The 21,929-nt window shown below is 57.1% G+C and carries 19 protein-coding genes; 14 read left to right on the forward strand and 5 right to left on the reverse strand.

The window, feature by feature from the left end:
• Window position 1 precedes the first annotated feature (1 nt).
• The 4 genes from MKFW12EY_RS10105 (at window position 2) to MKFW12EY_RS10120 (ending at window position 3,773) form a co-directional block, all read left to right on the forward strand.
• Window positions 2-1,060: a protein-glutamate methylesterase/protein-glutamine glutaminase gene (locus MKFW12EY_RS10105; RefSeq protein ID WP_221054475.1), complete on the forward strand. Its 1,059-nt coding sequence runs from the start codon at window positions 2-4 to the stop codon at window positions 1,058-1,060.
• 6 nt (window positions 1,061-1,066) lie between these two features.
• Entirely contained in the window at window positions 1,067-2,269 is a 1,203-nt protein-coding gene (locus MKFW12EY_RS10110; protein ID WP_221054476.1) for a methyl-accepting chemotaxis protein, read from the forward strand.
• Between the two features lie 40 nt (window positions 2,270-2,309).
• Window positions 2,310-2,609, forward strand: a complete 300-nt coding sequence (locus MKFW12EY_RS10115; protein ID WP_054760754.1) for an STAS domain-containing protein — start codon at window positions 2,310-2,312, stop codon at window positions 2,607-2,609.
• Between the two features lie 63 nt (window positions 2,610-2,672).
• On the forward strand, window positions 2,673-3,773 hold the full coding sequence (locus tag MKFW12EY_RS10120) for an AI-2E family transporter (protein WP_064027847.1): 1,101 nt from the start codon (window positions 2,673-2,675) through the stop codon (window positions 3,771-3,773).
• Between the two features lies 1 nt (window position 3,774).
• On the opposite strand, the gene MKFW12EY_RS10125 is transcribed toward MKFW12EY_RS10120, so the two are convergent.
• Window positions 3,775-5,187, reverse strand: coding sequence for a PhoH family protein (locus MKFW12EY_RS10125; RefSeq protein WP_054760752.1), 1,413 nt, complete (start codon window positions 5,185-5,187; stop codon window positions 3,775-3,777).
• 276 nt (window positions 5,188-5,463) lie between these two features.
• On the opposite strand from MKFW12EY_RS10125, the gene MKFW12EY_RS10130 reads away from it, so the two are divergent.
• The 10 genes from MKFW12EY_RS10130 to rluB all read left to right on the forward strand — a co-directional run bounded on the left by MKFW12EY_RS10130 (window position 5,464) and on the right by rluB (window position 14,706).
• Window positions 5,464-6,003 (forward strand): hypothetical protein, encoded by a 540-nt coding sequence (locus MKFW12EY_RS10130; RefSeq protein WP_054760793.1) that lies wholly within the window; start codon window positions 5,464-5,466, stop codon window positions 6,001-6,003.
• A gap of 28 nt (window positions 6,004-6,031) precedes the next feature.
• On the forward strand, window positions 6,032-6,757 hold the full coding sequence (locus MKFW12EY_RS10135) for a tetratricopeptide repeat protein (protein WP_221054477.1): 726 nt from the start codon (window positions 6,032-6,034) through the stop codon (window positions 6,755-6,757).
• Between the two features lie 32 nt (window positions 6,758-6,789).
• Window positions 6,790-8,700, forward strand: coding sequence for a DNA repair helicase YoaA (yoaA, locus tag MKFW12EY_RS10140; protein WP_221054478.1), 1,911 nt, complete (start codon window positions 6,790-6,792; stop codon window positions 8,698-8,700).
• A 10-nt stretch (window positions 8,701-8,710) separates the two neighbouring features.
• Entirely contained in the window at window positions 8,711-9,400 is a 690-nt protein-coding gene (gene tsaB / locus MKFW12EY_RS10145) for a tRNA (adenosine(37)-N6)-threonylcarbamoyltransferase complex dimerization subunit type 1 TsaB (protein WP_054760750.1), read from the forward strand.
• 118 nt (window positions 9,401-9,518) lie between these two features.
• Entirely contained in the window at window positions 9,519-10,145 is a 627-nt protein-coding gene (locus MKFW12EY_RS10150) for an L-threonylcarbamoyladenylate synthase (protein ID WP_064021459.1), read from the forward strand.
• Window positions 10,142-11,353 carry an acyltransferase family protein gene (locus MKFW12EY_RS10155; protein WP_221054479.1) on the forward strand — a complete coding sequence of 404 codons (1,212 nt, stop codon included), beginning with the start codon at window positions 10,142-10,144 and terminating at the stop codon, window positions 11,351-11,353. The genes MKFW12EY_RS10150 and MKFW12EY_RS10155 overlap by 4 nt, the downstream gene beginning before the upstream one ends.
• Window positions 11,350-12,003 carry a site-2 protease family protein gene (locus MKFW12EY_RS10160; protein ID WP_064027839.1) on the forward strand — a complete coding sequence of 218 codons (654 nt, stop codon included), beginning with the start codon at window positions 11,350-11,352 and terminating at the stop codon, window positions 12,001-12,003. Before MKFW12EY_RS10155 ends, MKFW12EY_RS10160 begins: the two co-directional genes overlap by 4 nt.
• Before the next feature lies 1 nt (window position 12,004).
• On the forward strand, window positions 12,005-12,826 hold the full coding sequence (locus tag MKFW12EY_RS10165) for a segregation and condensation protein A (RefSeq protein ID WP_054760747.1): 822 nt from the start codon (window positions 12,005-12,007) through the stop codon (window positions 12,824-12,826).
• Between the two features lie 238 nt (window positions 12,827-13,064).
• Complete coding sequence (gene scpB, locus MKFW12EY_RS10170; RefSeq protein ID WP_342394035.1) at window positions 13,065-13,958, forward strand: SMC-Scp complex subunit ScpB; 894 nt, start codon at window positions 13,065-13,067, stop codon at window positions 13,956-13,958.
• Entirely contained in the window at window positions 13,870-14,706 is an 837-nt protein-coding gene (rluB, locus tag MKFW12EY_RS10175) for a 23S rRNA pseudouridine(2605) synthase RluB (RefSeq protein ID WP_245006487.1), read from the forward strand. The genes scpB and rluB overlap by 89 nt, the downstream gene beginning before the upstream one ends.
• Before the next feature lie 67 nt (window positions 14,707-14,773).
• Here rluB and MKFW12EY_RS10180 read toward each other — a convergent pair whose 3' ends face one another.
• The 4 genes from MKFW12EY_RS10180 to MKFW12EY_RS10200 all read right to left on the reverse strand — a co-directional run bounded on the left by MKFW12EY_RS10180 (window position 14,774) and on the right by MKFW12EY_RS10200 (window position 21,899).
• The gene (locus MKFW12EY_RS10180) at window positions 14,774-15,883 is read right to left on the reverse strand and encodes a hypothetical protein (RefSeq protein WP_054763700.1); all 1,110 of its coding nucleotides are present in this window, start codon (window positions 15,881-15,883) and stop codon (window positions 14,774-14,776) included.
• Between the two features lie 340 nt (window positions 15,884-16,223).
• Window positions 16,224-17,069 carry a class I SAM-dependent methyltransferase gene (locus MKFW12EY_RS10185; RefSeq protein WP_245006488.1) on the reverse strand — a complete coding sequence of 282 codons (846 nt, stop codon included), beginning with the start codon at window positions 17,067-17,069 and terminating at the stop codon, window positions 16,224-16,226.
• Between the two features lie 128 nt (window positions 17,070-17,197).
• Window positions 17,198-20,551 carry an error-prone DNA polymerase gene (locus MKFW12EY_RS23180; RefSeq protein ID WP_280637652.1) on the reverse strand — a complete coding sequence of 1,118 codons (3,354 nt, stop codon included), beginning with the start codon at window positions 20,549-20,551 and terminating at the stop codon, window positions 17,198-17,200.
• Window positions 20,535-21,899 carry a Y-family DNA polymerase gene (locus MKFW12EY_RS10200; RefSeq protein WP_245006489.1) on the reverse strand — a complete coding sequence of 455 codons (1,365 nt, stop codon included), beginning with the start codon at window positions 21,897-21,899 and terminating at the stop codon, window positions 20,535-20,537. Before MKFW12EY_RS10200 ends, MKFW12EY_RS23180 begins: the two co-directional genes overlap by 17 nt.
• Window positions 21,900-21,929: the final 30 nt, after the last annotated feature.

The following is a 21,929-nucleotide window of genomic DNA, read 5'->3' on the forward strand; positions in this document are numbered from 1 at the left end:
AGTGGCAAAAATAAAACTACTGATCGTCGACGACTCGGCTCTGATCCGGCAGATGTTGACGCAGATATGTAACCAAGCGGACGATATCGAAGTGGTCGGCACTGCCGGCGATCCGTTGATTGCCCGCGATAAAATCAAGACCTTAAATCCCGACGTGCTGACGTTGGACGTGGAAATGCCGCGCATGGACGGGCTGACCTTTCTACGGAACCTGATGCGCCTGCGGCCGATGCCGGTCGTGATGATTTCGACCTTGACCGAAAAAGGCGCCGAGGTGACGTTGGAGGCTTTGGCGCTGGGAGCGGTGGATTTCGTGGCCAAGCCCAAAGTCGACGTATCGCAAGGCTTGAAGGCTTACGCGGACGAAATCGTCGGCAAAATCCGCATGGCCGCCCAGGCCAAGGTCAAGGCTCTGGAAACGCCTAAAGCCCAGGCAATAACCCGTCAGCCGGAAGGCTCGGCACACACCGTTATGAAGAAACATTTTAAGACCACCCACAAAATCGTCGCACTCGGTTCGTCCACCGGCGGTACCGAAGCGGTCAAGCAATTGGTACGGACTTTGCCGCGGACCGCGCCGGCGATCGTTATCGCTCAGCATTTGCCGTTAGCGTTCAGCGCTTCGTTCGCCAAGCACGTCAACGATGCCACCGAAATGGCAGTGGCTTTGGCTGAAGACGGACAGCCGATATTGCCGGGCCACGTTTACATCGCGCCGGGCGACCGCCACTTCCTGGTTGCCCGCGACGGCGCCCGCTACATGTGCCGGCTGGACGACGGTCCGCCGGTGAATCGGCATAAACCGTCGGTCGAGGTTTTGTTCCGCTCCGTAGCGCAGAACGTCGGCGGTAATGCGATCGGCGTAATGCTGACCGGAATGGGCGCCGACGGCGCGAAGGCGATGGTGGAAATGCGCGATGCCGGCGCCGTCAATATTGTGCAGGACGAGGCTTCCAGCGTGGTGTGGGGTATGCCCGGCGAAGCCTTCAGGCTGGGGGCCGCGCATCATGTGTTATCCTTGGACAAAATCGCGGAAAAAATTTTGGTGTTGGCGGAATAGATTCATATGGTGCAGTTCTTGAAAGATAACGGCGTGTTAGTCGGTTTGACCGGTATGGTGCTGATGCTGCCGTTATTCTTTGCCGATACCCGGATTTATTGGGGAGCGAGCGCGTTGCTCAGCCTGCTGTGGATGTTCCGCACCTTTCGCGCGCAAACCGTTTCCACGCTGGGGAAAACCGGGCAAACCGAGCGGTATGAAGTGGATATGACCAGAGCGGTCGATAGTTATCTGGGGCATCTGGCGGAGTGTATCGAACAGGAAAGCAACCGCTTCCGGGCCGAGTTGGAACAATTGAAGTCGATGCTGGCCGATGCCGTCAGGACCATGTCCAACAGTTTCAATAGTTTGCATGCCTTGGCCAGCGGACAATCGGACGTGGTTGGTTCGTTGGTGTCGGATCTGGAGGACAGCGTCGAGCAGGATAGCCAGGCGATCAATTTCACCCGATTTACCCACGAAACCGACAAGGTGCTGCAATTCTTCATCGACCATATCCTGCAAATCAGCAAGCAGAGCGTGGAGATGGTCGCGGTGATCAACGACGTCGGCGAGCATATGGCCCATGTCGAAAAACTGTTGGGTGACGTGCAGAAGATCGCCGACCAGACCAATCTGCTGGCCTTGAATGCGGCGATTGAGGCGGCGCGGGCCGGCGAAGCCGGCCGGGGCTTTGCCGTCGTGGCCGGCGAGGTGCGTAACCTATCGAAAAATTCCGATAAGTTCAGCGAAGAAATCAAGGTGGTGGTCAAGGCTTCCAAGGACAACATCCGCGAAGCGCAAAACATGATCGAAGTCATGGCGTCGAAGGACATGAACGTGGCGATCAGTTCTAAAGCCAATATCGACAAGATGATGGACGACATTGCCGTCATCAATGCCAACATCGCCAAAAACGTGGCCGAGATTTCCCAGATGACCGGCCAGATCGAAATCAGCGTCGGCAATGCCGTCAGAGGGTTGCAGTTCGAAGATATGGCTCGCCAGTTGATCGAACACATGCAGGCTAATCTGGAACATTTCTCCGCGTTGAAAGACGAGGTCGCCATCGGCATGGCCATGTTCAAAACCGGCAACCGCGCGGATTGGCAAGCCCAACTGGGGCAGGGTGCCGACCGCTTGCGGCAGATGAAACAACAGTGGCAGATCGTTAAATCCCGCGTCGTCTCGCAATCGTCGATGGACGAGGGCGATGTGGATTTATTTTAAAAACCGGTCGCTACCGACATTATTGCAATGAGGAGGAACCATGGGGATTGACGCAAGAGTGGACTCGGGCGTGTTACATATCAAAGTCAGCGGAAAATTCGATTTCGGCGTGCATAACGAATTCCGGGAAGCCATCAAATTGGCCGAAACCGGCTTAAAACAAATAGAAGTCGATTTGGCGGGCACCGATTATATGGACAGTTCGGCGCTAGGCATGCTGTTGGTGCTGCGCGATAAAATCGGCGGCGACAAAACGGCGATACGGATAAAAAATGCCCGCGCCGAAGTAAAAAAGATTCTGGAAATCGCCAATTTCGATAAACTGTTTTCTTTGCTTTAAGCCGTCACTTTTGCCCGCCCGCCAGTTGGGTACCGGTTCTTGCCGGACCTTTGTCAGCCCGCCATGAACCAGTACAGCAACCATTCCAGTTATAGCGTCGTCCGCCATTTTTTTCGGCGTTTTTTTCCCGATTCGCAAGTCGCCGCATTAGCAATCATATTACTGGGCGGATTTTTATTGATATACAGCCTGCTCGGGCTGTTGATGCCGGTATTCGTCGCGGTCGTGTTGGCCTATCTGTTGGAAGGCTTGGTCGCCAAATTGGAAATGCGCGGCGTGGCCCGCCTGATCGCGGTCCATCTGGTGTTTTTTGCCTTTATGGCGGCGCTGGGCTTCGTATTGTTCGTGTTGGTGCCCATGGTATCGGAACAAACCGTGCAACTGGTGCAACATATACCGGAAATCGTGTCCAGAACCCAGGCGGAAATCATGCGTTTTCCGGAACGCCATCCCGAGTTGATTTCGGAAACCCGGATTCGGGAAATCATGTTCACGATCCAGCAGGATTTGCTCAAATACGGCCAGGATCTGATTTCCGGCTCCGCCCAGTCCTTCGTCGGTTTGGTGGCCGTTGTGATTTATCTGTTTCTGGTGCCGTTGATGGTGTTTTTCTTTTTGAAAGACAAACGGCTGCTATTGGGCTGGATGCTGCAGTTCCTGCCTTCGGACACCAGCTTGAGCCTGCGGGTCTGGCAGGAAGTCGACAAACAAATCTCCAACTACGTGCGCGGCAAGTTTGTCGAAGTGTTCATCTTGTGGGCGATCAGCTATCTGGTGTTTTGGTGGCTGGGTTTGAATTACGCCATGTTGCTGGCGGTGTTGATGGGCCTGTCGGTCGTGATCCCTTACGTCGGCGCAACCTTGGTCACTTTTCCGGTACTTGGCGTGGCCTACGTGCAATGGGGCGTCGGCGGCGGCGACCAGTTCATGTACGTGTTCATCGCCTACTCGGTGATTCAGGCGCTGGACGGCGTGATATTGGTGCCGTTACTGTTTTCCGAGGCGGTGAATTTGCATCCGGTGGCGATCATCGTCGCTATCTTGTTCTTCGGCGGCCTGTGGGGATTCTGGGGCGTGTTTTTCGCAATTCCGTTGGCCACGCTGGTTAAAGCCGTGTTAACCGCGTGGCCGCGCTGGGAAGCGAACGGAACCTTGGCCGGATAGCTTACAAATTGTCCGAGGCGAAATCGGCCAAGCGCGAACGTTCGCCGCGGCGCAGAGTAATGTGTGCGCTGTTCGGCCAGTTTTTGAAGCGGTCCACCACGTAGGTCAGGCCGGAACTGGTCGCGGTCAGGTAAGGCGTATCGATCTGCGCCAGATTGCCGATGCAGATGATTTTGGTACCCGGCCCGGCCCGGGTGATCAGAGTTTTCAATTGCTTGGGCGTCAGGTTTTGCGCTTCGTCGATAATCAGATAGCGGTTCAGGAAAGTACGGCCGCGCATGAAATTCAGCGAGCGGATTTTTACCCGGTTCATCACGACGTTTTGCGACGCGCCTTGCTCCCATTCGGTGTTGCCGGCCCGGCTGCCCAGCAGTTCCAGGTTGTCCATCAGCGCGCCCATCCAGGGTGCCATTTTTTCTTCTTCGCTGCCCGGTAAAAAGCCGATGTCCTGGCCGACCGGCATGGTTTCGCGGGTCATGATGATTTCCTGGTACAGCTTCCGCTCCAAGGTCAGCGACAGGCCGGCCGCCAACGCCAGCAGGGTTTTGCCGGTACCGGCCGAGCCGATCAGGGTCACGAAATCCACGTCCGGGTCCATCAACGCATTCAATGCAAAATTCTGTTCCCGGTTTTTGGCGAAAATGCCCCAGATGTTGTTGTGTTTGCTGCGGAAGTCTCTCGCCAATTGCAGTACCGCGGTCTCGCCTTCGCAGCTTTTGACGATGGCCTCGAAGTTATCCTCGCCCTCCATGTACAGGTATTGGTTCGGATACCATTCGCTGACCGCCGGTCCGCTGATCCGGTAGTAAGTGTTGTTGTTATCCTGCCAGGACTCCATCTTGCCGCCGTTTTCGTCCCAGAAATCGGCATCCAGCGCCAGGCTGCCGCTGTAAAGCAGGTCGATGTCTTCGATGGTCTGGTCGTTGTGGTAATCCTCGGCGTTGATTTGCAGCGCGGCGGCTTTGATGCGCATATTGATGTCTTTCGACACCAAAATCACGTTGACGTCCGGATATTCCTTGCTCAGAGCCAGCATGATGCTGAGGATGGAATTGTCGGCGATTTGGCCCGGCAGGTCGGCCGGTAACAGATGCGACAACTGCCGGGTTTGGAAAAACAGGCGGCCGTCGAATTCGCGCTCGCCGGCCAACCCGTGTTCGATGCGCGACAGCGGCAGGCCGTCCTTGATCGATTGCTGGTCGGCGTCGCGGATCAATTCGTCCAAAAACCGGCTGACTTGGCGAACGTTGCGCGAGACGTCGGACAGGCCTTTCTTGGCGTGGTCCAGTTCTTCTAACACCACCATCGGGATAAATACGTTGTGCTCCTGAAACCGGAAAATCGACGTCGGATCGTGCATTAACACGTTGGTGTCCAGGACGAACAATTTTTTGCCGGCGGATTGTATATTCATGGTTTCCTTGTCGAGGTCGGTTTGGTATCGGGCGGCGCGGACACGCTTTACTGCCTGTCTTTCTACTCCATACTGCGCGTGATAGTCAACCGGGCCCGATTTCGGTGCGATAAGGCAATTTGCCCGCAGAGTTGCAAATGCCTGCCGCCGCGAGCACGCCGACGCCGGCGAATTTTCTATAATGAAGCCGACGCCATGCCGAGCCGCAGAGTCGGTTACAATATCCGCGATTGGCTGTCGATCCCGAATCGATACACTTATTTCCAGGATTGCTTTATGAACTATTCAGCATCAAACCATCCCGATTTGGATTGGAGCCAAATCAGGGAGACGATCAAGTTGTTGACCGTGTCGGTGGCCCAAGTCGAAGGCAGCATCAAAGACGGCGACGAATCGGTCAACGAGTTGGCCAGCACGTTTACGCTGATGGTCGACGACATGCAGAAAATTCAGGAGTTCTTGGCCCGAGTAGCTCCGGACGAGGCAAATTCGGCGGCGCTGGGCTATTGCGAATCGATGCAGGACAAGATCAACCAGGCGATCGTGGCGTTTCAGTTTTACGACCGGATGCAGCAATGCCTACAGCATGTGTCGAATAACCTGAAGGGCTTGTCCGAGATTATCGATACCCCGCATCGGCTCTACAACCCGATGGAGTGGCACAAATTCCAGGAAAGCATTCGTAGCCGTTACACGATGGAGTCGGAAAAAGTCATGTTCGACGCCATCCACCAGGGTAAGAGTATCGAAGAGGCGTTGCAGTTGTTTGCACAGGCAAACCGGCAGGGCAGCCCCGACGAAATCGAACTGTTTTAACCTTCATCTGTTTGAATTGGCATTTCTAATGAAAAATAAATCTTTGCTGGCCTTGGTTCCGTTGTTGATTCTCGGAATCGGCTGTAGCAGCGTGTCCGAACCGCCGGTGGCCGGTAGCGCACCCGCGAAAAAAACTGCGAAAAAACCGGCGGCAAAAGCCCCGGCAACGGCCGCAGCTCCGAAAAAGCCGGTGGCCAGCGCCAGCCCGACCGCAACCTATGCGATTGACAGCGGCCCCAGCAGTATCAAAGTCGAGCCCAATTTACCGGCTTTCCGGGCCGAGCCGTTGATGCCGCCGGCCGACGTGCCGCCGCCACAGCCGGGAGCGGTTGCCGCACCTGCAGTACCGGTCAATCCGACGACGCCGTTGACCAGCGTACCGGCGCCGAAATATCTGGTGGAGGATGCCGCGATCCCGAGCGGAACGCCGCCTGCCGTGTTGGCGCTGGTGACCGAGGCCGACCGCAGCCGCAGCAGCGGCGATCTGGATGCCGCCGTCGTCGTGATGGAACGGGCGCTGCGCATCGATGCCCGTAATCCGACTTTGACTTATAAACTGGCGCAACTGCGCCTGAAGCAAAATAAGCCGCAACTGGCCGAAGAACTGGCCGGCAAGGCGGCGTTGTTGGCCGGCGGCAATTTGGACCTGAAGCGCAAAAGCTGGATACTGATCGCCGAAGCGCGCAATATGCAACAGAACCCGCAGGGCGCCAAGGAAGCCAAGGCCAAGGCCGAAAGCTTTTTCGGGCACTAACCGTCCCGGAGTTTAGCGGAGTCCGTTTCAGCGTGAGTGAACTGGCCGAAGTGTTTGGTAGCGATGGCGCTTTGGCCGGCGTCATCGCCGGTTACTCGCCGCGTGCGGCCCAGATCGAGATGGCGGAAAAGATCGCCTACGCCATCGAATCGCAACAAAACTTGATCGCCGAGGCCGGCACCGGGACCGGCAAGACCTTTGCCTACCTGATTCCCGCCATCCTGTCCGGCAAACGCGTGATCGTTTCGACCGGCACCAAAAATCTGCAAGACCAATTGTTCAACAAAGACCTGCCGCTGATTCGCAAAGCCTTGGCCAAGCGGCCCTTCAAAGCCAGCTTGTTGAAAGGCCGCGCCAATTATTTGTGCACCTACCGTTTGGAACAGGCGCTGAATGCCGCCTTCGGTTACAGCCGCGAAGAGGCGACGGCGTTGGCGCAAATCAAAACCTGGTCCAAGCGCACCAAAACCGGCGACGTTTCCGAAGCGGCCGACGTGCACGACGGCGATCCGGTCTGGTTTCACGCCACGTCGACCACCGACAACTGTCTTGGGCAAAACTGCCCGGACTACGCCGATTGCTTCCTGACCAAGGCTCGCAAACAGGCGCAGGAGGCCGATATCGTGGTCGTTAATCATCACCTGTTGTGTGCCGATTGGTCGATCCGCGAAACCGGCTTCGGCGAGCTGCTGCCGGATGCCGAAGTCGTCGTCATCGACGAAGCCCATCAACTGGCCGACACTGCGTCCAATTTTTTGGGCGTGACGATTAGCGGCAAACAACTGGTCGATTTGGCCGACGACAGCCTGGCCGAGTATTTCACCGACGCCAAGGATATGCCGGACTTGCGCACCGCCTGCGAGGACCTGCAACACGAAGTCAAGGATTTGCGCTTGGCGTTTGGCCTGGAATTGCGCCGTGGCGACTGGCAGGACATTGAAACCAACCCCAAGATCGCCGGCGCGTTGGAATCCTTGCAAAAACAATTGGCGCGACTGACCGATCAACTGGAACGCGCCTCGGTGCGCAGCAAAGGCCTGGAATCCTGCTTCGACCGAGCCGAAGCGCTGGACGCGCAACTGGAAACGCTGATCAACGATAAGGACGGTCAGTGGATCAAATGGTACGAGACCTACAGCAAGTCGTTTACGTTAAGCCGGACGCCGCTGGATATCGCCAAGGAATTTCGCGGCTTCATGGCCCGGCATAAAGCCACCTGGATTTTTACTTCGGCGACCTTGAGCGTGGCCAATAACTTCGTGCATTTTTCCAAAAGTCTGGGCCTGAGCGGTGCGCTGAGCCAAAGCTGGGACAGTCCGTTCGATTACCCGAATCAAGCGTTGTTTTATCACCCGAAAGGTTTGCCGCAGCCCAGCGATCCGGAATTTACCGACAAAATTGTCGAGTTCGCTTTGCCGGTGCTGGAAGCCAGCCGGGGCAGGGCGTTTTTCCTGTTCACCAGCCACCGCGCCTTGCAGCGTGCCGCGCAGTTACTGGAAGGCAAGCTCGACCACCCGCTGTTGGTGCAAGGTACCAAGTCCAAAGGCGTGTTGCTGGACCAGTTCAAGGAGCTCGGCAATGCGGTGCTGTTGGCCACCGCCAGCTTTTGGGAAGGCGTCGATGTGCGCGGCGATGCGTTGTCTTGCGTGATTATTGACAAGCTGCCGTTTGCATCGCCGGGCGATCCGGTATTGAAAGCGCGAATGAACGCGATGGAAAAACAGGGCCGCAACCCGTTTTTCGAACACCAACTGCCCAGCGCCATCATTATGCTGCGCCAGGGCGTGGGCCGGCTGATCCGCGACGTCAACGACCGCGGCGTATTGATGGTTTGCGATCCGCGCTTGTTGAAACGCTCCTACGGCCAAATGTTTCTGGATAGCGTGCCGGCCATGAAACGTAGCCGCGATATCGCCGACGTCCGCCAATTTTTTGCATCATGAAGGAAAGGCTTTGAAGTTACTAGCGGTAGAAACCTCGACCGACGCCTGTTCGGCGGCCTTGTTTATTAACGGCGAAATTAGGGAGCAATTTGCCGTCGCCCCGCGCGAACACACTAAATTAATCCTGCCGATGATCGACCGTCTGATGGCCGATGCGCAATTGCGGCCGCAGCAGTTGGATGCCGTTGCGGTTAGCCGCGGCCCCGGCTCGTTTACCGGCGTCCGCATCGCCGGCGGCGTGGTGCAGGGTATCGCCTTCGGCGCCGATTTGCCGGTAGCGCCGGTTTCGACGCTGGCCGCGATCGCTCAAGATTTCTTCAATAAGCGGAGCGAACCCGAAATTGCCTTTACCGCGATGGATGCGCGGATGGGCGAAATTTTTTGGGGTGTGTACCGGCGTGGCGAATTGGGTTTGGCCGAATTGCTCGGCGCCGAAGCGGTCACGCCCGCCTCGGATATTCAGGCCGGCGATGAAAGCGGCTATGGCGTCGGCTCCGGCTGGCGGGCATATGCCGAGCCTCTGGTGCAGCGATTGGGCCAACGTTTGCTGGCCGTCGAGGCCGAAGAAATTTGGCCGCGGGCCGCTTGCATCGCCCAACTCGGCGCTTATCTGTGTGCCAACGGCGGCGCAGTGCCGGTCGAGCAGGCCATGCCGGTTTACCTGCGCGATAAGGTGGCGAAAAAGCAGTCGGAAAGGTAATAAATTAACGGATTCAGCCAGTTAGGTTGTTCTCGCTGGCCGGCGCAGCAAATGTCCGGCAAGGTTTTCCGCCGCTTGTGCGGTACAATGGCGCTCTTTAAGCCGACTTTTTCTGCCCATGGCGCAATATTTCGAAATCCACCCGAAGAATCCGCAACCGCGCTTGATTCAACAAACGCTGAGTATTTTGCGCGAAGGCGGCGTGATCGCCTATCCGACCGATACCTCCTACGCACTGGGTTGCCAGATCGGCGACAAGGCGGCGATGGATACCATCCGCGCTATTCGGCGGCTGGACGATAACCATAATTTCACGTTGATTTGCACCGATTTATCCCAGGTGTCGACTTTCACCAAAATGGGTAACGACGCGCACCGGCTGATCAAAAAATTGACGCCGGGGCCGTTCACGTTTTTGTTGGATGCGACGCGGGAAGTTCCGCGCCGGCTGCAGCATCCGAAAAAAAAGACCATCGGCGTGCGCATTCCCGACCATGCGATTGCCAGAACCTTGGTCGAGCAGTTGGGCGAGCCATTGCTGACCACGACCCTGATCATGCCCGGCGAAACCGATGCGCTGGCCGATCCTTACGACATCAGGCAGCGCCTGGAGAAAGAACTGGCGCTGGTCATCGATGGCGGGGTGATCGAACACCAACCAACCACGGTGATCGCCTGCGGCGATAAAACCATCGAAATCGTTCGGCAAGGTATCGGGATCGCGCCGATGCTCGAAGCGGTATGATGGGGCTGGTCGGTTTCGATGATCCGGTAGGGCCGGTACCGGCCGTCGCCAGTTTGTTGACGGCTCTACTGACTGCTGCGTTACTGCACAAGCGGTTCGGCGTTTCGGCAAGCCAAGGCCGCTATGCCAGCATCGATGGCCTGCGTGGATTTCTGGCGTTCTTGGTTTTTATCCACCACTCGGCGGTTTGGTATTTCTACCTGAAAACCGGGCATTGGACATCGCCGCCGTCCAATTTATACGTTTACTTCGGCCAGGGCAGTGTCGGTTTTTTCTTTATGATTACCGGTTTTTTGTTTTTTTCGAAGCTACTCGAGGGCAGGCATAGGCCGGTCGACTGGTTGAAATTGTTGGTATCCAGGGTGCTGAGATTATTGCCGATGTATCTTTTCGCAATCGGCCTTTTGCTGTTGATCGTGTATTTCGTATCTGGCGGCGTGCTTAACGATCCGATGCCAATTTTGTTGAAAAACATCGTGCGTTGGGTCGGGTTTACGATCAAGAGTGCGCCGGATCTGAATGGCGTAAAGCAAACTTATATTATCGTCGCCGGCGTATTTTGGTCCTTGCCTTACGAGTGGTTGTTTTATTTGTCTTTGCCGATACTTTCGTTGGCGGTGTTACGCGTCCCGCCGCTGCCCTATTTGCTGATCAGCCTATTTTGTCTTGGCGTTTTTGTGTACATAGGGCGGATCAAGCCTGAGCTGCTACTGCCTTTTTTCGGCGGCATAGCCGGGTCTTTTTTGGTGAGACTCAATGTTTTTTGCCGATATGCGGCTAAAACGGCGTTGTCGCCGCTGGTCGTGGCTTTTATTGCCGGGGCGGTGGTTTTTTACGATTCGGCATGGGAAGCCGGGGCGGTTTTCTTGCTGTCGAGCGCCTTTGTCTTGATTGCTGCCGGTAACACGCTGTTCGGCATCCTGATACACCCGGTTTCGCGGGTTTTGGGCGAAATGGCTTACAGCATTTATCTATTGCACGGTATGGTGTTATACGTGTTGTTCAACTTCGTTGTCGGCAGTTCGGCGGCGACCGAATTTTCGGCATCCGTCCACTGGCTGTGGATAGTCGGGATTACTCCGATCGTTGTGCTGCTCAGTTTTGCCACCTTCCATTGGATCGAGGCTCCGGCTATGCGGGCTACGCCTTGGGTAACCGTTTGGTTGCGTTCCAAAATTACTATATTCTCGAAAGAGGCGGCACAATGATGGACGAATTAACCCTGGTGCAGCGCATCGTGGTTTGGATTTTACCGGTGATTTTTGCGATTACCGTTCATGAGGTCGCTCACGGTTGGGTTGCCAAACTGTTGGGCGACAATACCGCGGCAGCGCAAGGCCGATTGACGGTGAATCCGCTCAAGCATATCGATATCCTGGGAACCCTGATCATTCCCGGTTTGTTGCTGTTGACTTTCACCGGTTTCGTATTCGGCTGGGCCAAGCCGGTGCCGGTCGATCCGCGCAATTTCAAAAAACCGCTGCAAGGCATGGCCTGGGTAGCCTTGGCCGGACCGGTGTCCAATCTGTTGATGGCCGCGGCTTGGGCCTTGATCGCCCGATTGGGCGTGATGCTGGAAATAGAATTTATATCGATGCCGTTCATCTATAGCGGCGTGGCCGGCATCAGTATCAATCTGGTGTTGGCTTTGATCAATATGTTGCCGATTCCGCCGCTGGACGGCAGCCGGATATTGTCCGGAATGTTGCCGCATTATTGGGCTTGGCAATATAACCGTCTGGAACGGTTCGGTTTTGTGATACTGCTGATTTTGCTGGCGACCGATGTGTTGAAATACATCTTGGCCTACCCGTTATATTACGCCCAGCAATTGTTTTTCAGTTTGGCGGGAATGTAGGTTGAACGAAACTGCTTTAGCCGTCGAGTCCACGCCGCCGCCGTTGGCGTTGGTGCAAGGCCAGCCCTTCCAGGAGCTGCCGGAAGACCTGTATATTCCGCCCGATGCGCTGGAAGTTTTTCTCGATACATTCGAAGGGCCGCTGGATTTGCTGCTGTATTTGATCCGCCGCCAGAATCTGGATATTCTCGATATTCCGATTGCGCAGATCACTCGGCAGTACATCGCCTACATCGAGATGATGGAAAATTTGCGCCTGGAGCTGGCCGCCGAATATTTGGTCATGGCGGCCTTGCTGGCCGAAATCAAATCGCGGATGCTGTTGCCGCGCCAGCCGGAAAGCGAGGAAGAAGAGGAAGACCCCAGGGCGTTTTTGATCCGCAAATTGCAGGAATACGAGGCGATCAAGAAAGTCGCCGAAGAGATCGATCTGTTACCCAGAAACGAACGCGATACCTTCGAATTCGGCGTCGACACCTCGACCGTCAACGTTCGGCAAATCTTGCCGGACGTGGAACTCAAGGAACTATTGCTGGCCTTTCAGGACGTGTTGAAACGCGCGGAACGGCTCAGCCACCACCACATAACCAAAGAGCCCCTATCAGTCCGTGAACGAATGGCAGCCATTTTGGAAAAACTTAACCGAGCAGATATCCTCCCTTTCCCAGCGTGTTTTACCCGAGGTGAAGGAAAAAACGGGGTGGTTGTCGCGTTTCTTGCCATCCTTGAGCTCTCCAAGGAGCGAGTCATCGACATCTTCCAGCCCGAGCCCTACGCCGGCATCCACGTCCGCTTCAGAGTCAATAGCAGCACTGGCGATTGAGCCGTCGCCGTCCGTCAGCGTTGCCGATCATGCCCATCAATCCGCCAAGCCCAGAACCCCGCGCAAACCTCGGATCAAGCCGGAGCCTATCAAGATCTTCGTGCCGGTCAAGCGCCGAGCCGTGCGGTTTCCGGGCGCTTGGCATAAGCAACTCAGGAGTGGCCCGGCCATATCGGAACCGGTGCAAACGCCGCAGCCGGTCTTACCGGTTCCCGTACGCCGTCGCGTTACGGTCCGATTGCTGCCGGCCTGGCGCGGTGGCTGGGATAAACCGGCTGCGCCGCCGCCCGATGCCGTCTCGCGGCGCCGGGCGGCAACCCGGCTGCCGGCGCCTTGGGCAGCAGTCATCCGCGCCAGCGAACATCAGGCCATCATTGTCGAACGCCATTTGCCGGCGCCGGAACGGGTCAAAGACTGCGACATGAACACCAAACGCATCGTCGAAGCCATTTTGTTCGCCGCGAATCGGCCGATGACCATACGCCAGATCCAGGAAACCTTTCCGGAGCTGGAACAGCCGGATACCTTGGCGATTCAGATGGCCCTGGAAGACATCGCCCGCGATTACGCCGACCGGCCGATCGGCCTCAGGCAATTGGCCAGCGGTTACCGGTTTCAGGTGCGGGAAGGCCTGTCGCCTTACGTGACGCGTTTGTTCGAGGAAAAACCGGCCCGTTATTCGCGGGCGCTGCTGGAAACCCTGGCCATCATCGCATATCGTCAGCCAGTCACCCGCGGCGAAATCGAGGACATTCGCGGCGTAAGCGTCAGCAGTTCCATTATCCAAACCCTGTTGGAACGGGAGTGGATTCGGGTCATCGCCCATAAGGAAGTGCCGGGCCGGCCGGCTTTGTTCGGCACCACCAAACAATTTCTGGATTATTTCAATTTAACTTCGTTGAACGACTTACCGACTTTGCAAGAAATCGCCGATTTCGATTTCGGTAATCCGCCGCAACCGCAGACCGAGCAGGACCACAGTGAAAGACCGCAAACCGTCCAAACCGAAACAACCGTCAACCCGTCCGGACAACCGGAAACCGATGGAGCCGAACCCGAACCGCAAACCGAAGTCGGCGCCATTTCGCAAACCGAGACCGGCGCCGGCGGCGAAAACGTCACCCTCCATTAGCGCCGCTGCTGCGGGCGGCGAGCGCATCCAAAAATTGCTGGCCCGTGCCGGCCTGGGCTCGCGCCGGGAAATCGAACGCTGGATCGGCGAAGGTAAGTTGCTGGTCAATGGCAACCCGGTACAGTTGGGTTACCACCTGAAGCCGGGCGACCATCTGCAAATCAACGGCCGTATCGTCAAATGGGAAAAATACGCCGAACAGCCGACCCGGGTACTGGTTTACCACAAGCCGGTCGGCGAGTTGGTGACGCGGCGCGACCCGGAGGGGCGGCCGGTGATTTTTACCCAGTTGCCGCGGCTGCAGGTCGGGCGCTGGATCGCGGTCGGTCGGCTGGACATCAACACGTCAGGCTTGATTCTGGTCACCAACAACGGCGAACTGGCCAACCGCTTGATGCACCCGTCGCGGGAAGTGGAGCGCGAATACGCAGTACGCATCCTGGGCGAAGTCGACGACGCGATGCTGGAACGCCTGAAACAAGGCGTCGAGCTGGACGACGGCCCGGCGCATTTCGAAGACGTCAGTTTCTACGCCGGCGAGGGCGCCAACAAATGGTTCTACGCCACGGTGAAGCAAGGCCGTAACCGATTAGTGCGGCGTTTATGGGAATCGCAAGGCGTAAAAGTCAGCCGTTTGATCCGGGTTCGCTACGGCGATGTGACCTTGCCGGAGCGGGTTAGGGCGCATTCGTTTTATGAGCTGGAAGTTAAGGAATTGGCGGCTTTGATGGAGTTTGTGGGTTTGTAGTCGCGTTGAACTAATCGATGCTGCAATCGGCAAGCCGTGTCCGTTGCGCGACGATGGCCTTAATCGTTCAGTGCACGCTTGAGGCCGGATTCTCTTCGGTGATGGTTGCGATCATTCCATTAATGATTTGGTTGATTCGAGTCTTTTCTTGTTCCAGAAGATTTTGTACTGGGGGACACGTCAGGGTCATGGTGAATACGCTTCGTTTTGTGCCGATAGTGAAGTGAGAAACCTGGAATAGTTGGTCGCGTTCTTGTTTTATTAAGGGTGGGACTGGAATTATCGCCTTGCCGTTAGCTGAGTACTCGACCGTCATCCCGTGCTTTTCCGCAGATTGTTTGACCAGATATACCCCAAATTCTTCGGGATATTCCGGACCATCTGAGTGGACTCTCGAAATTTCAAGCCTACAGATGTAATCCTCGCCAAAGGTTGCGTCGATCTGGTCGGCGGGCGTTTTAGAAATACGCACGTAGTGCGGGAGCATCACAGATACCGATTCTTGTTGGAATTTGACCTTTACGGTTGCCGGCCTGTCAGGCCTGCCGAACAAGAGTTCGTCGGTATCGCTTAGGAAGTATTTGACGTTTTCGGGACTTGTGCTGACAACTCCTGCACGCAAACTACGTTGAAAATCCAAAATTTGAGCCGCCGATCTCATAGCGACCGAAGCTCGACTTTGCACGCTGTTCTCGGTATTGGCTAAGGTTTCGTCATGGTTGTTCTTGATGTTTCTTAGAATTTTTGCCACGAATTGGCAGTAGGCTTGGTATGGTTCGTCGCTAGCCGAATAAATTGCGGCAAAGATACCGGCTTTTTGTTTTCGTTCCGCGTGGCTCGTTGGTAGAAACACCAAATTGTCCAGCGAATTGAGATCCCAAATGAATGGTCCGCCTGGAAAAGTCAGCGACGCGGTACGGATATAGCGTAGAAATTCGGCAATATCCTTGGTAGTCGCGACCTCGTGCGGGATTAGGTAATGCAATTTGCCGGACACCCATAAGTCCGGATCCCAAGACCAAGCAAGCGGGTTATTTTCTGCTTGGATATTCGGCAGTGCCGCTCTTAATATCTTTTTGAGTTCTTCCATGTCGGTTGGCGTCAGATTGACGGCTGGATAACTGTCCATTGCGTTCTCGGTCGGCGAAACTTTTTTCTTAAATAAATTCTTGAACATTTATCCGCTCTTGATGGCCCAATACTGCCCTTACGTAGTGACGATTTAGGTTGTTTGCGACTCAATATAGTCGGTAGTTCTCCAAATTCAAAACTCCCCTGTCTTCTTGTAATAGTGCTGGCGTCATGTGTTGCTCAAGCGCACCGCTTGCCGGCACAATCGCCTTTTCGCTGCGAAAAAAGCCACCGCACCTTTAGTCGTCATTATGGGCCAACATCAAGGCACGAGCGGCCTATAAAACGCACGCCGAACGTGTGGTTATCTGAATCGATTCGTCAGTTGACCGACCCAGGGGCGAGTTTTTCAAGTCCCAACTGTTCTTGGATTTAACAATAACCTGCTAACGCTCGGCTTGATCCGCTGCCGGTTTTCTAAAGCGCAATGTCATACGGTCGCTTTCGCCGATGGCTGCGTATTTGTCCCGGTTTTTGTCGCCCTGGTTAAAATTCGGCGGCAAGCTGCCGACGCCGCCCGCATGGTCCTTGGTATCCGCCGGATTGGCGTTGATTTCGCTGGCGGCTTCCAACACGAAGCCGGCCTGTTCCGCCCAGGCAATCACTTGGCTTTGTGTGGTGTAACCGGCACTGCCGCCGTTAGCGGTATCCGGATTGGCCCGATGTTCGACCACGCCCAGAATGCCGCCGGGTTTTAGCACTTGGAAAAAGCCGCGAAACATCGCTTCTGCGCTACCTTTTTTCCGCCAGTTATGCACGTTACGAAAGGTCAATACCGTGTCGGCCGAGCCGGGTTTGCCGAACACCGGCCGCGCTTCGTCGAAACGGCGGACTTCCGGCCTGCCGTAAATTTTAGGTAAGCGTGCCAGCTTGATCTTCAGCGCTTTCAACTGTCGGCCGTAGTAGTGTTTCGAATCTGGATTTACTGCGTTGTCGGGATCGATTACGGCGGCGATGTATTGGCCATGCACCCGCAGTAAAGGTGCCAGGATTTCGGTGTACCAACCGCCGCCGGGAACGATTTCAATTACGGTTTGACCGGGAGTCACCTGGAAAAAGGTTAAAGTTTGCTCCGGATGCCGCCAAATGTCGCGAGCGACGTTGGCCGGCTCGCGCCAATGGCCGGCAATCGCGGCCGCCAGCGGCGGCTTGGCCGCTGCGGCATTCTCGTCGGGCGGAGTGCATGCGGCCAAGGCGGTCAGCACGAATAAAGCGTGAGCTATTCTAGCCATAAATTTCAGGCGTCGTTTCTGAGATGGAAATGCCCGGCACGGGGGCACGTTGGTCAATATAACTCGGCCGTTTCTGCCGGCAAAGTAAAGAAGCCGCTAAGGCCGGGTTTTTAAAACGGCCGGCCACGTCAATGAAAATCCCGCGACTTAGTCGCCAAATCGCCGATCCAACTGCTCCAATCCTCCAGTTTGCCGGCTATCAGATGCAATACGCCGTCTTCCTGTTGGATCGTGCCGGTTACCGATAGTAGGCGTGCTTTCAGGAGCGGTTTGCGTTGGGCTAAAGCCGTGGCCGGCCAGACCACCAGATTGACCTGGCCGGTTTCGTCTTCCAAAGTCACAAAGGTTACGCCGGACGCGGTCATAGGCCGTTGTCGGCAGATCACCAGGCCGGCGACCTGGGCGATGCTGCCGTTGCGGCGTTGCCATAGCGATGCCGCCGTCGTTACGCCTCGGCGGCGCAGGCGGTCGCGCAACAACGCCAATGGATGGCTGCGCAAGGTCAACCGGGTACTGGCGTAATCGGCCAGCACGTCCTGGCCGAGGCTGGGCGGTTTTAACAGCGGTGTCGCTTCGGTAAGCGCCGGCACGCCGAACATTGGGGTTGGCGCTTCGGTGCCGCCGGCCGCCCAAAAAGCGTGGTGCCGGTTGCCGGCTAGGGGTTGTAAGGCATCGGCGGCGGCCAGATGTTCCAAATCCTGCCGGTTGAGGCCGGCGCGGGCCGCCAGATCGGCGATGCCGGCAAACCGGCCTTGCTGTCGAGCCTGGACGATGGCATTGGCGGCGGCCGGGGCCAGGCTTTTTACCTGATTGAATCCCAAGCGCAAGGCCGGCGCTGCTGCGGCCGCGAATTCCAGGGAACATTCCAACAAACTGGTCTGCACGTCCACCGGCCGCACCTCGACGCCGTGGCGGCGCGCGTCCTGTACCAATTGCGACGGCCCGTAAAAACCCATCGGCTGGCTGTTCAACAATGCGCAGCAAAATGCCGCCGGATGGTGGCATTTCAACCAGGCCGAGACGTAAGCCAGTAAGGCAAAGCTGGCGGAATGCGATTCCGGAAATCCGTAATCGCCGAATCCCTTGATTTGCTGAAATATGCGCTGGGCAAATTCGGCGCTGTAACCGCGGGCCCGCATGCCTTCCAACAGTTTACGTTCGAACGGTTCCAAGCCGCCCTTGCGCTTCCAGGCCGCCATTGCCCGCCGCAATTGGTCGGCTTCGTCCGCGGTAAAGCCGGCCGCGACCATCGCCAATTGCATGACCTGTTCCTGAAAGATCGGGATACCTAAGGTGCGTTCCAGCACCGCTTTGACTTCCGGGCTGGGGTAGTCGACCGCTTCCAGACCCTGGCGGCGGGCCAGATAGGGATGCACCATTTCGCCTTGAATCGGGCCGGGGCGAACGATGGCGATTTCGATGACCAGATCGTAATAATTGGCCGGTTTCAAACGCGGCAGCATCGTCATCTGCGCCCGGGATTCGACTTGGAATACGCCGATACTGTCGGCTTGTTGCAGCATGCGGTAAACGGCCGGGTCTTCGGCGGGGATGTCGGCCAGGGTCCAGGCGAAGTCGGGTGAGTTTTTCGTTTCGGTAGCTGGAATTACGGTCGAAACAGACCCTTCTCCCTCGGCAGGCTGTCGTAAATGCTCCCTCTCCTCGCGGGAGAGGGTTGGGGTGAGGGGATTTGAATGAGTTAAACCATTGATTTGCATGCCCTCACTCAGCCCTCTCCCGGGGGGAGAGGGTCCCGTTTTGACTTTTTCGGCATCCTTTGGAGGGCGAAGGGATTTGTTTTTATAAGGAAAATCAGGCGGTCGGCAGTATTGGCCAAGATATGCCAAGGCCCGCCGAATCGCGCTGAGCATGCCCAAAGCCAGTATGTCCACTTTCAATAAGCCCATCGCTTCCAGATCGTCCTTTTCCCATTGGATCACGGTGCGGTCGGCCATGCTGGCGTTTTCCACCGGTACCAGCCGCGATATGGCGTCGCGGGCGATAACAAAACCGCCGACATGCTGCGACAAATGCCGCGGGAAGCCTTTGATTTGTTCGACCAGGGCCGCCAGACGTTGCACTGTCGGACTGGCCGGGTCGAAGCCGCATTCTGTCAACGCTTCCGGCATTAATTTGTAACCGTCCCAGCGGTCGACCGTGCCGGCCAAGCGTTCGATCTGCGCCTGATTCAGGCCCAATGCCTTGCCGACATCGCGCACCGCGCTACGGGAACGGTAAGTGATCACCGTCGCCGCCAACGCCGCCCGGTGGCGGCCGTATTTGCGGTAGATGTATTGGATGACTTGCTCGCGGCGCTCGTGTTCGAAATCGACGTCGATGTCCGGCGGTTCGTTGCGTTCGCGCGATAGGAAACGTTCGAACAACAGATTCATCCGGTTTGGGTCGACTTCGGTAATGCCCAGGCAAAAACACACCGCCGAATTGGCCGCCGAACCGCGGCCCTGACAAAGGATGCCTTGCTCGCGGGCGAAGCGGACGATGTCGTGCACGGTCAGAAAATAAGGCTCGTAGGCCAGTTCGGCGATCAAGGCCAATTCGTGCTCGATTTGGCCGCGAACTTTGTCGGGTACGCCTTGCGGCCAACGCCGCGCCGCGCCGGCTTCGGTCAAATGCCGCAACCAACTCGTGGGCGTATAACCTGTCGGGCAGACTTCGCGCGGATATTCGTAACGCAACTCGGCCAGCGAGAATCGGCAACGTGCGGCAATCGCCAACGATTGTTGCAGCCAATCCGCTGGGTAAAGCTGGGTCAGCCGAGGTAGTGGGCGCAGATGGCGCTCGCCGTTGGCGAATAAGGCGTAACCCAACTCCGCCAGCGGTCTGCCCAGGCGAATCGCGGTCAAGGTGTCTTGCAACGCCTGTCGCGAACGGCGGTGCATGTGCACGTCGTTGCAGGCTACGACAGGGATGCCGGCGCTGTGCGCCAAGTGCTTGCATTCGGCCAGCCAGGCGTCATCGTTGCCGGATAGGAAACGGCCGGCGCCCAGCCATAGCTGATTACCGAACAATTGTTTCAGCCAAGTGCCGTCCGCTGCCGGCGAACCGGAGCTGGGTAGCCAGATTGCCAGGCAACCGTGCGGTAAATGGGCGGCGAGATCGCTCCGGCTCAAACGGTAGCGGCCTTTGCCTGCCTGGCGGCGGGCCAGCGTAATCAAGGTTGAGAGTTTGCCGTAACTATCGCGGTCGCTGGCTAACAGTAATAGCTTTAAGCCGTCGTCCAAGCGAAATTCGCTGCCGACGATTAAGTGGAGGTTGTGCTTGATTGCGGCCAGATGGGCACGGACCACACCGGCCAGCGAGCATTCGTCGGTCAAGGCCAGCGCTTGGTAGCCCAGCGCCGCGGCAGCTTCGACCAGTTCTTCCGGATGCGAGGCACCGCGCAGAAAACTGAAGTTGGACAGGCAATGCAGTTCGGCAAAGCCTATGTCGGTCGCCGGGTTGCCGTTAGCCGAACAAGCCATGCAGATACCAGCCCCGGTCCCCGGATAGTTCGCGGAACAGCCAAAGTTTGCGGCCCAGACGGTCCTGGCCGATGAAGTAGTCGCGGCGTACCGCTTGATTGTCCCACCAGCCGGATTCGATGCGTTCGGCCGGCGACAATAGCGTGAAACTGTCACCGGATAAGGGTTCCGGAGCGGGTAGCAGCCAAAGCGGCCGGGGCGGCGCCGCAGTCTGAGTTTCGGTTTCGGCTGCATTGCTTTGGTGGGCGCGTTCCGGGCGGTGGTCGGCGGCGACGGCGAAGCGCTGCAAAGCGTGATGGCCGAGCCGGTTTTGCAATTGGTCCAGCGTGGCCTGCCATTCGCTGTCGGTTTCCGCAGCAGGCTCATCAGCGAAGAGCGAGCAGGCTGCCGGTTGATACGGCGCGATTTCGTCGCTGAGCAGTTCGACGCCAATCACCGGCGCCGGCAGCGGACTGCGCTCCAGTTTTTCCCGTAATAAGGCCAGACAATGGTCGACGTCGCGGTTCCCGTGGCGAAAGCTTAATTTCAGTCGGGTCGGTGGCCGCCGATAGTGGTGTAGGTCCAGGGCAACCGCCAGCGCTACCGCGTCGCGCTGTTTCAGGAATTCCGCCCAAGCCGCGGCCAATTGTGCGATGGCCGGGAAAAAATGTTCGAGTCGGGTCAGTTCGGTCGGCAACTCGCAGCTGGCGGCAAAGGCCGGCGGGTTATGAAAGGCGTTGAGCGCAGTGGGTTGTAGGCCGAGCAAGCCGTCCAAGCGCTGTAATAAACCGCTGCCGTAACGTCTGGCCAGGCCGTCGCGCGGTAAGCGCCATAGGTCGACCAGGTAGCGAACGCCGGCATTGCCCAGGCGGCCCAAGGTTTTACCGTCCAATGCCAGTGCTGCGATCGGCAAAGGGCCCAAAGCCGATCGCAGCTCGGCGCGTGCGCCGATTTGCATTTCCAAACCCAAACCGGCCAACAGTTCTGCGGCTGGGGCGGTCGGGGCTATCGCTATTACCGGCGAGTAACCGGCGGCCAGACAGGCGTCGCGCAGGTCTTGCTCGAGGCGGTCGCTGCCGCCGAAAAGTTTCAAGCAACTGCCGATTTCAATTAGCAGGCAATCCGGCCGGTCCAGACTGACCCAGGGGCTGAAATTCAAACCGATTCCGGCCAGTTGTTGCAGAGCCGCTTTTTCGGCTTGCGGATTACGCGGCAACAGGCTCAATGCCGGACATAAGGCTTGGGCAGCGCTTTGGCTCATACCCGGTTCGACGCCGGCCTGGCGCGTCGCTGCCGAAACGGCGTAGAGGCCGGGCCGGCCTTTGCTGGTTTCTAGCGCGGCGACCGCTTGCGCCGTATCGATTTTCAACGCCTCTAACGCCAATGCCGGGAAATAGGC

The sequence above is a fragment of the Methylomonas koyamae genome (genome assembly GCF_019669905.1).
GTDB classification, from domain to species: Bacteria; Pseudomonadota; Gammaproteobacteria; order Methylococcales; family Methylomonadaceae; genus Methylomonas; species Methylomonas koyamae.

Bases quoted from the DNA above. Each gene is read 5' to 3' on its own strand.
- MKFW12EY_RS10135 (WP_221054477.1), top strand. From the start codon at position 6,032: ATGAAAAATAAATCTTTGCTGGCCTTGGTTCCGTTGTTGATTCTCGGA.
- MKFW12EY_RS10150 (WP_064021459.1), top strand. From the start codon at position 9,519: ATGGCGCAATATTTCGAAATCCACCCGAAGAATCCGCAACCGCGCTTG.
- MKFW12EY_RS10120 (WP_064027847.1), top strand. From the start codon at position 2,673: ATGAACCAGTACAGCAACCATTCCAGTTATAGCGTCGTCCGCCATTTT.
- MKFW12EY_RS10155 (WP_221054479.1), top strand. From the start codon at position 10,142: ATGATGGGGCTGGTCGGTTTCGATGATCCGGTAGGGCCGGTACCGGCC.
- MKFW12EY_RS23180 (WP_280637652.1), bottom strand. From the start codon at position 20,551: ATGGCTTGTTCGGCTAACGGCAACCCGGCGACCGACATAGGCTTTGCC.
- MKFW12EY_RS10130 (WP_054760793.1), top strand. From the start codon at position 5,464: ATGAACTATTCAGCATCAAACCATCCCGATTTGGATTGGAGCCAAATC.
- MKFW12EY_RS10110 (WP_221054476.1), top strand. From the start codon at position 1,067: ATGGTGCAGTTCTTGAAAGATAACGGCGTGTTAGTCGGTTTGACCGGT.
- rluB (WP_245006487.1), top strand. From the start codon at position 13,870: ATGGAGCCGAACCCGAACCGCAAACCGAAGTCGGCGCCATTTCGCAAA.
- MKFW12EY_RS10180 (WP_054763700.1), bottom strand. From the start codon at position 15,883: ATGTTCAAGAATTTATTTAAGAAAAAAGTTTCGCCGACCGAGAACGCA.
- MKFW12EY_RS10115 (WP_054760754.1), top strand. From the start codon at position 2,310: ATGGGGATTGACGCAAGAGTGGACTCGGGCGTGTTACATATCAAAGTC.
- MKFW12EY_RS10160 (WP_064027839.1), top strand. From the start codon at position 11,350: ATGATGGACGAATTAACCCTGGTGCAGCGCATCGTGGTTTGGATTTTA.
- MKFW12EY_RS10185 (WP_245006488.1), bottom strand. From the start codon at position 17,069: ATGGCTAGAATAGCTCACGCTTTATTCGTGCTGACCGCCTTGGCCGCA.
- MKFW12EY_RS10125 (WP_054760752.1), bottom strand. From the start codon at position 5,187: ATGAATATACAATCCGCCGGCAAAAAATTGTTCGTCCTGGACACCAAC.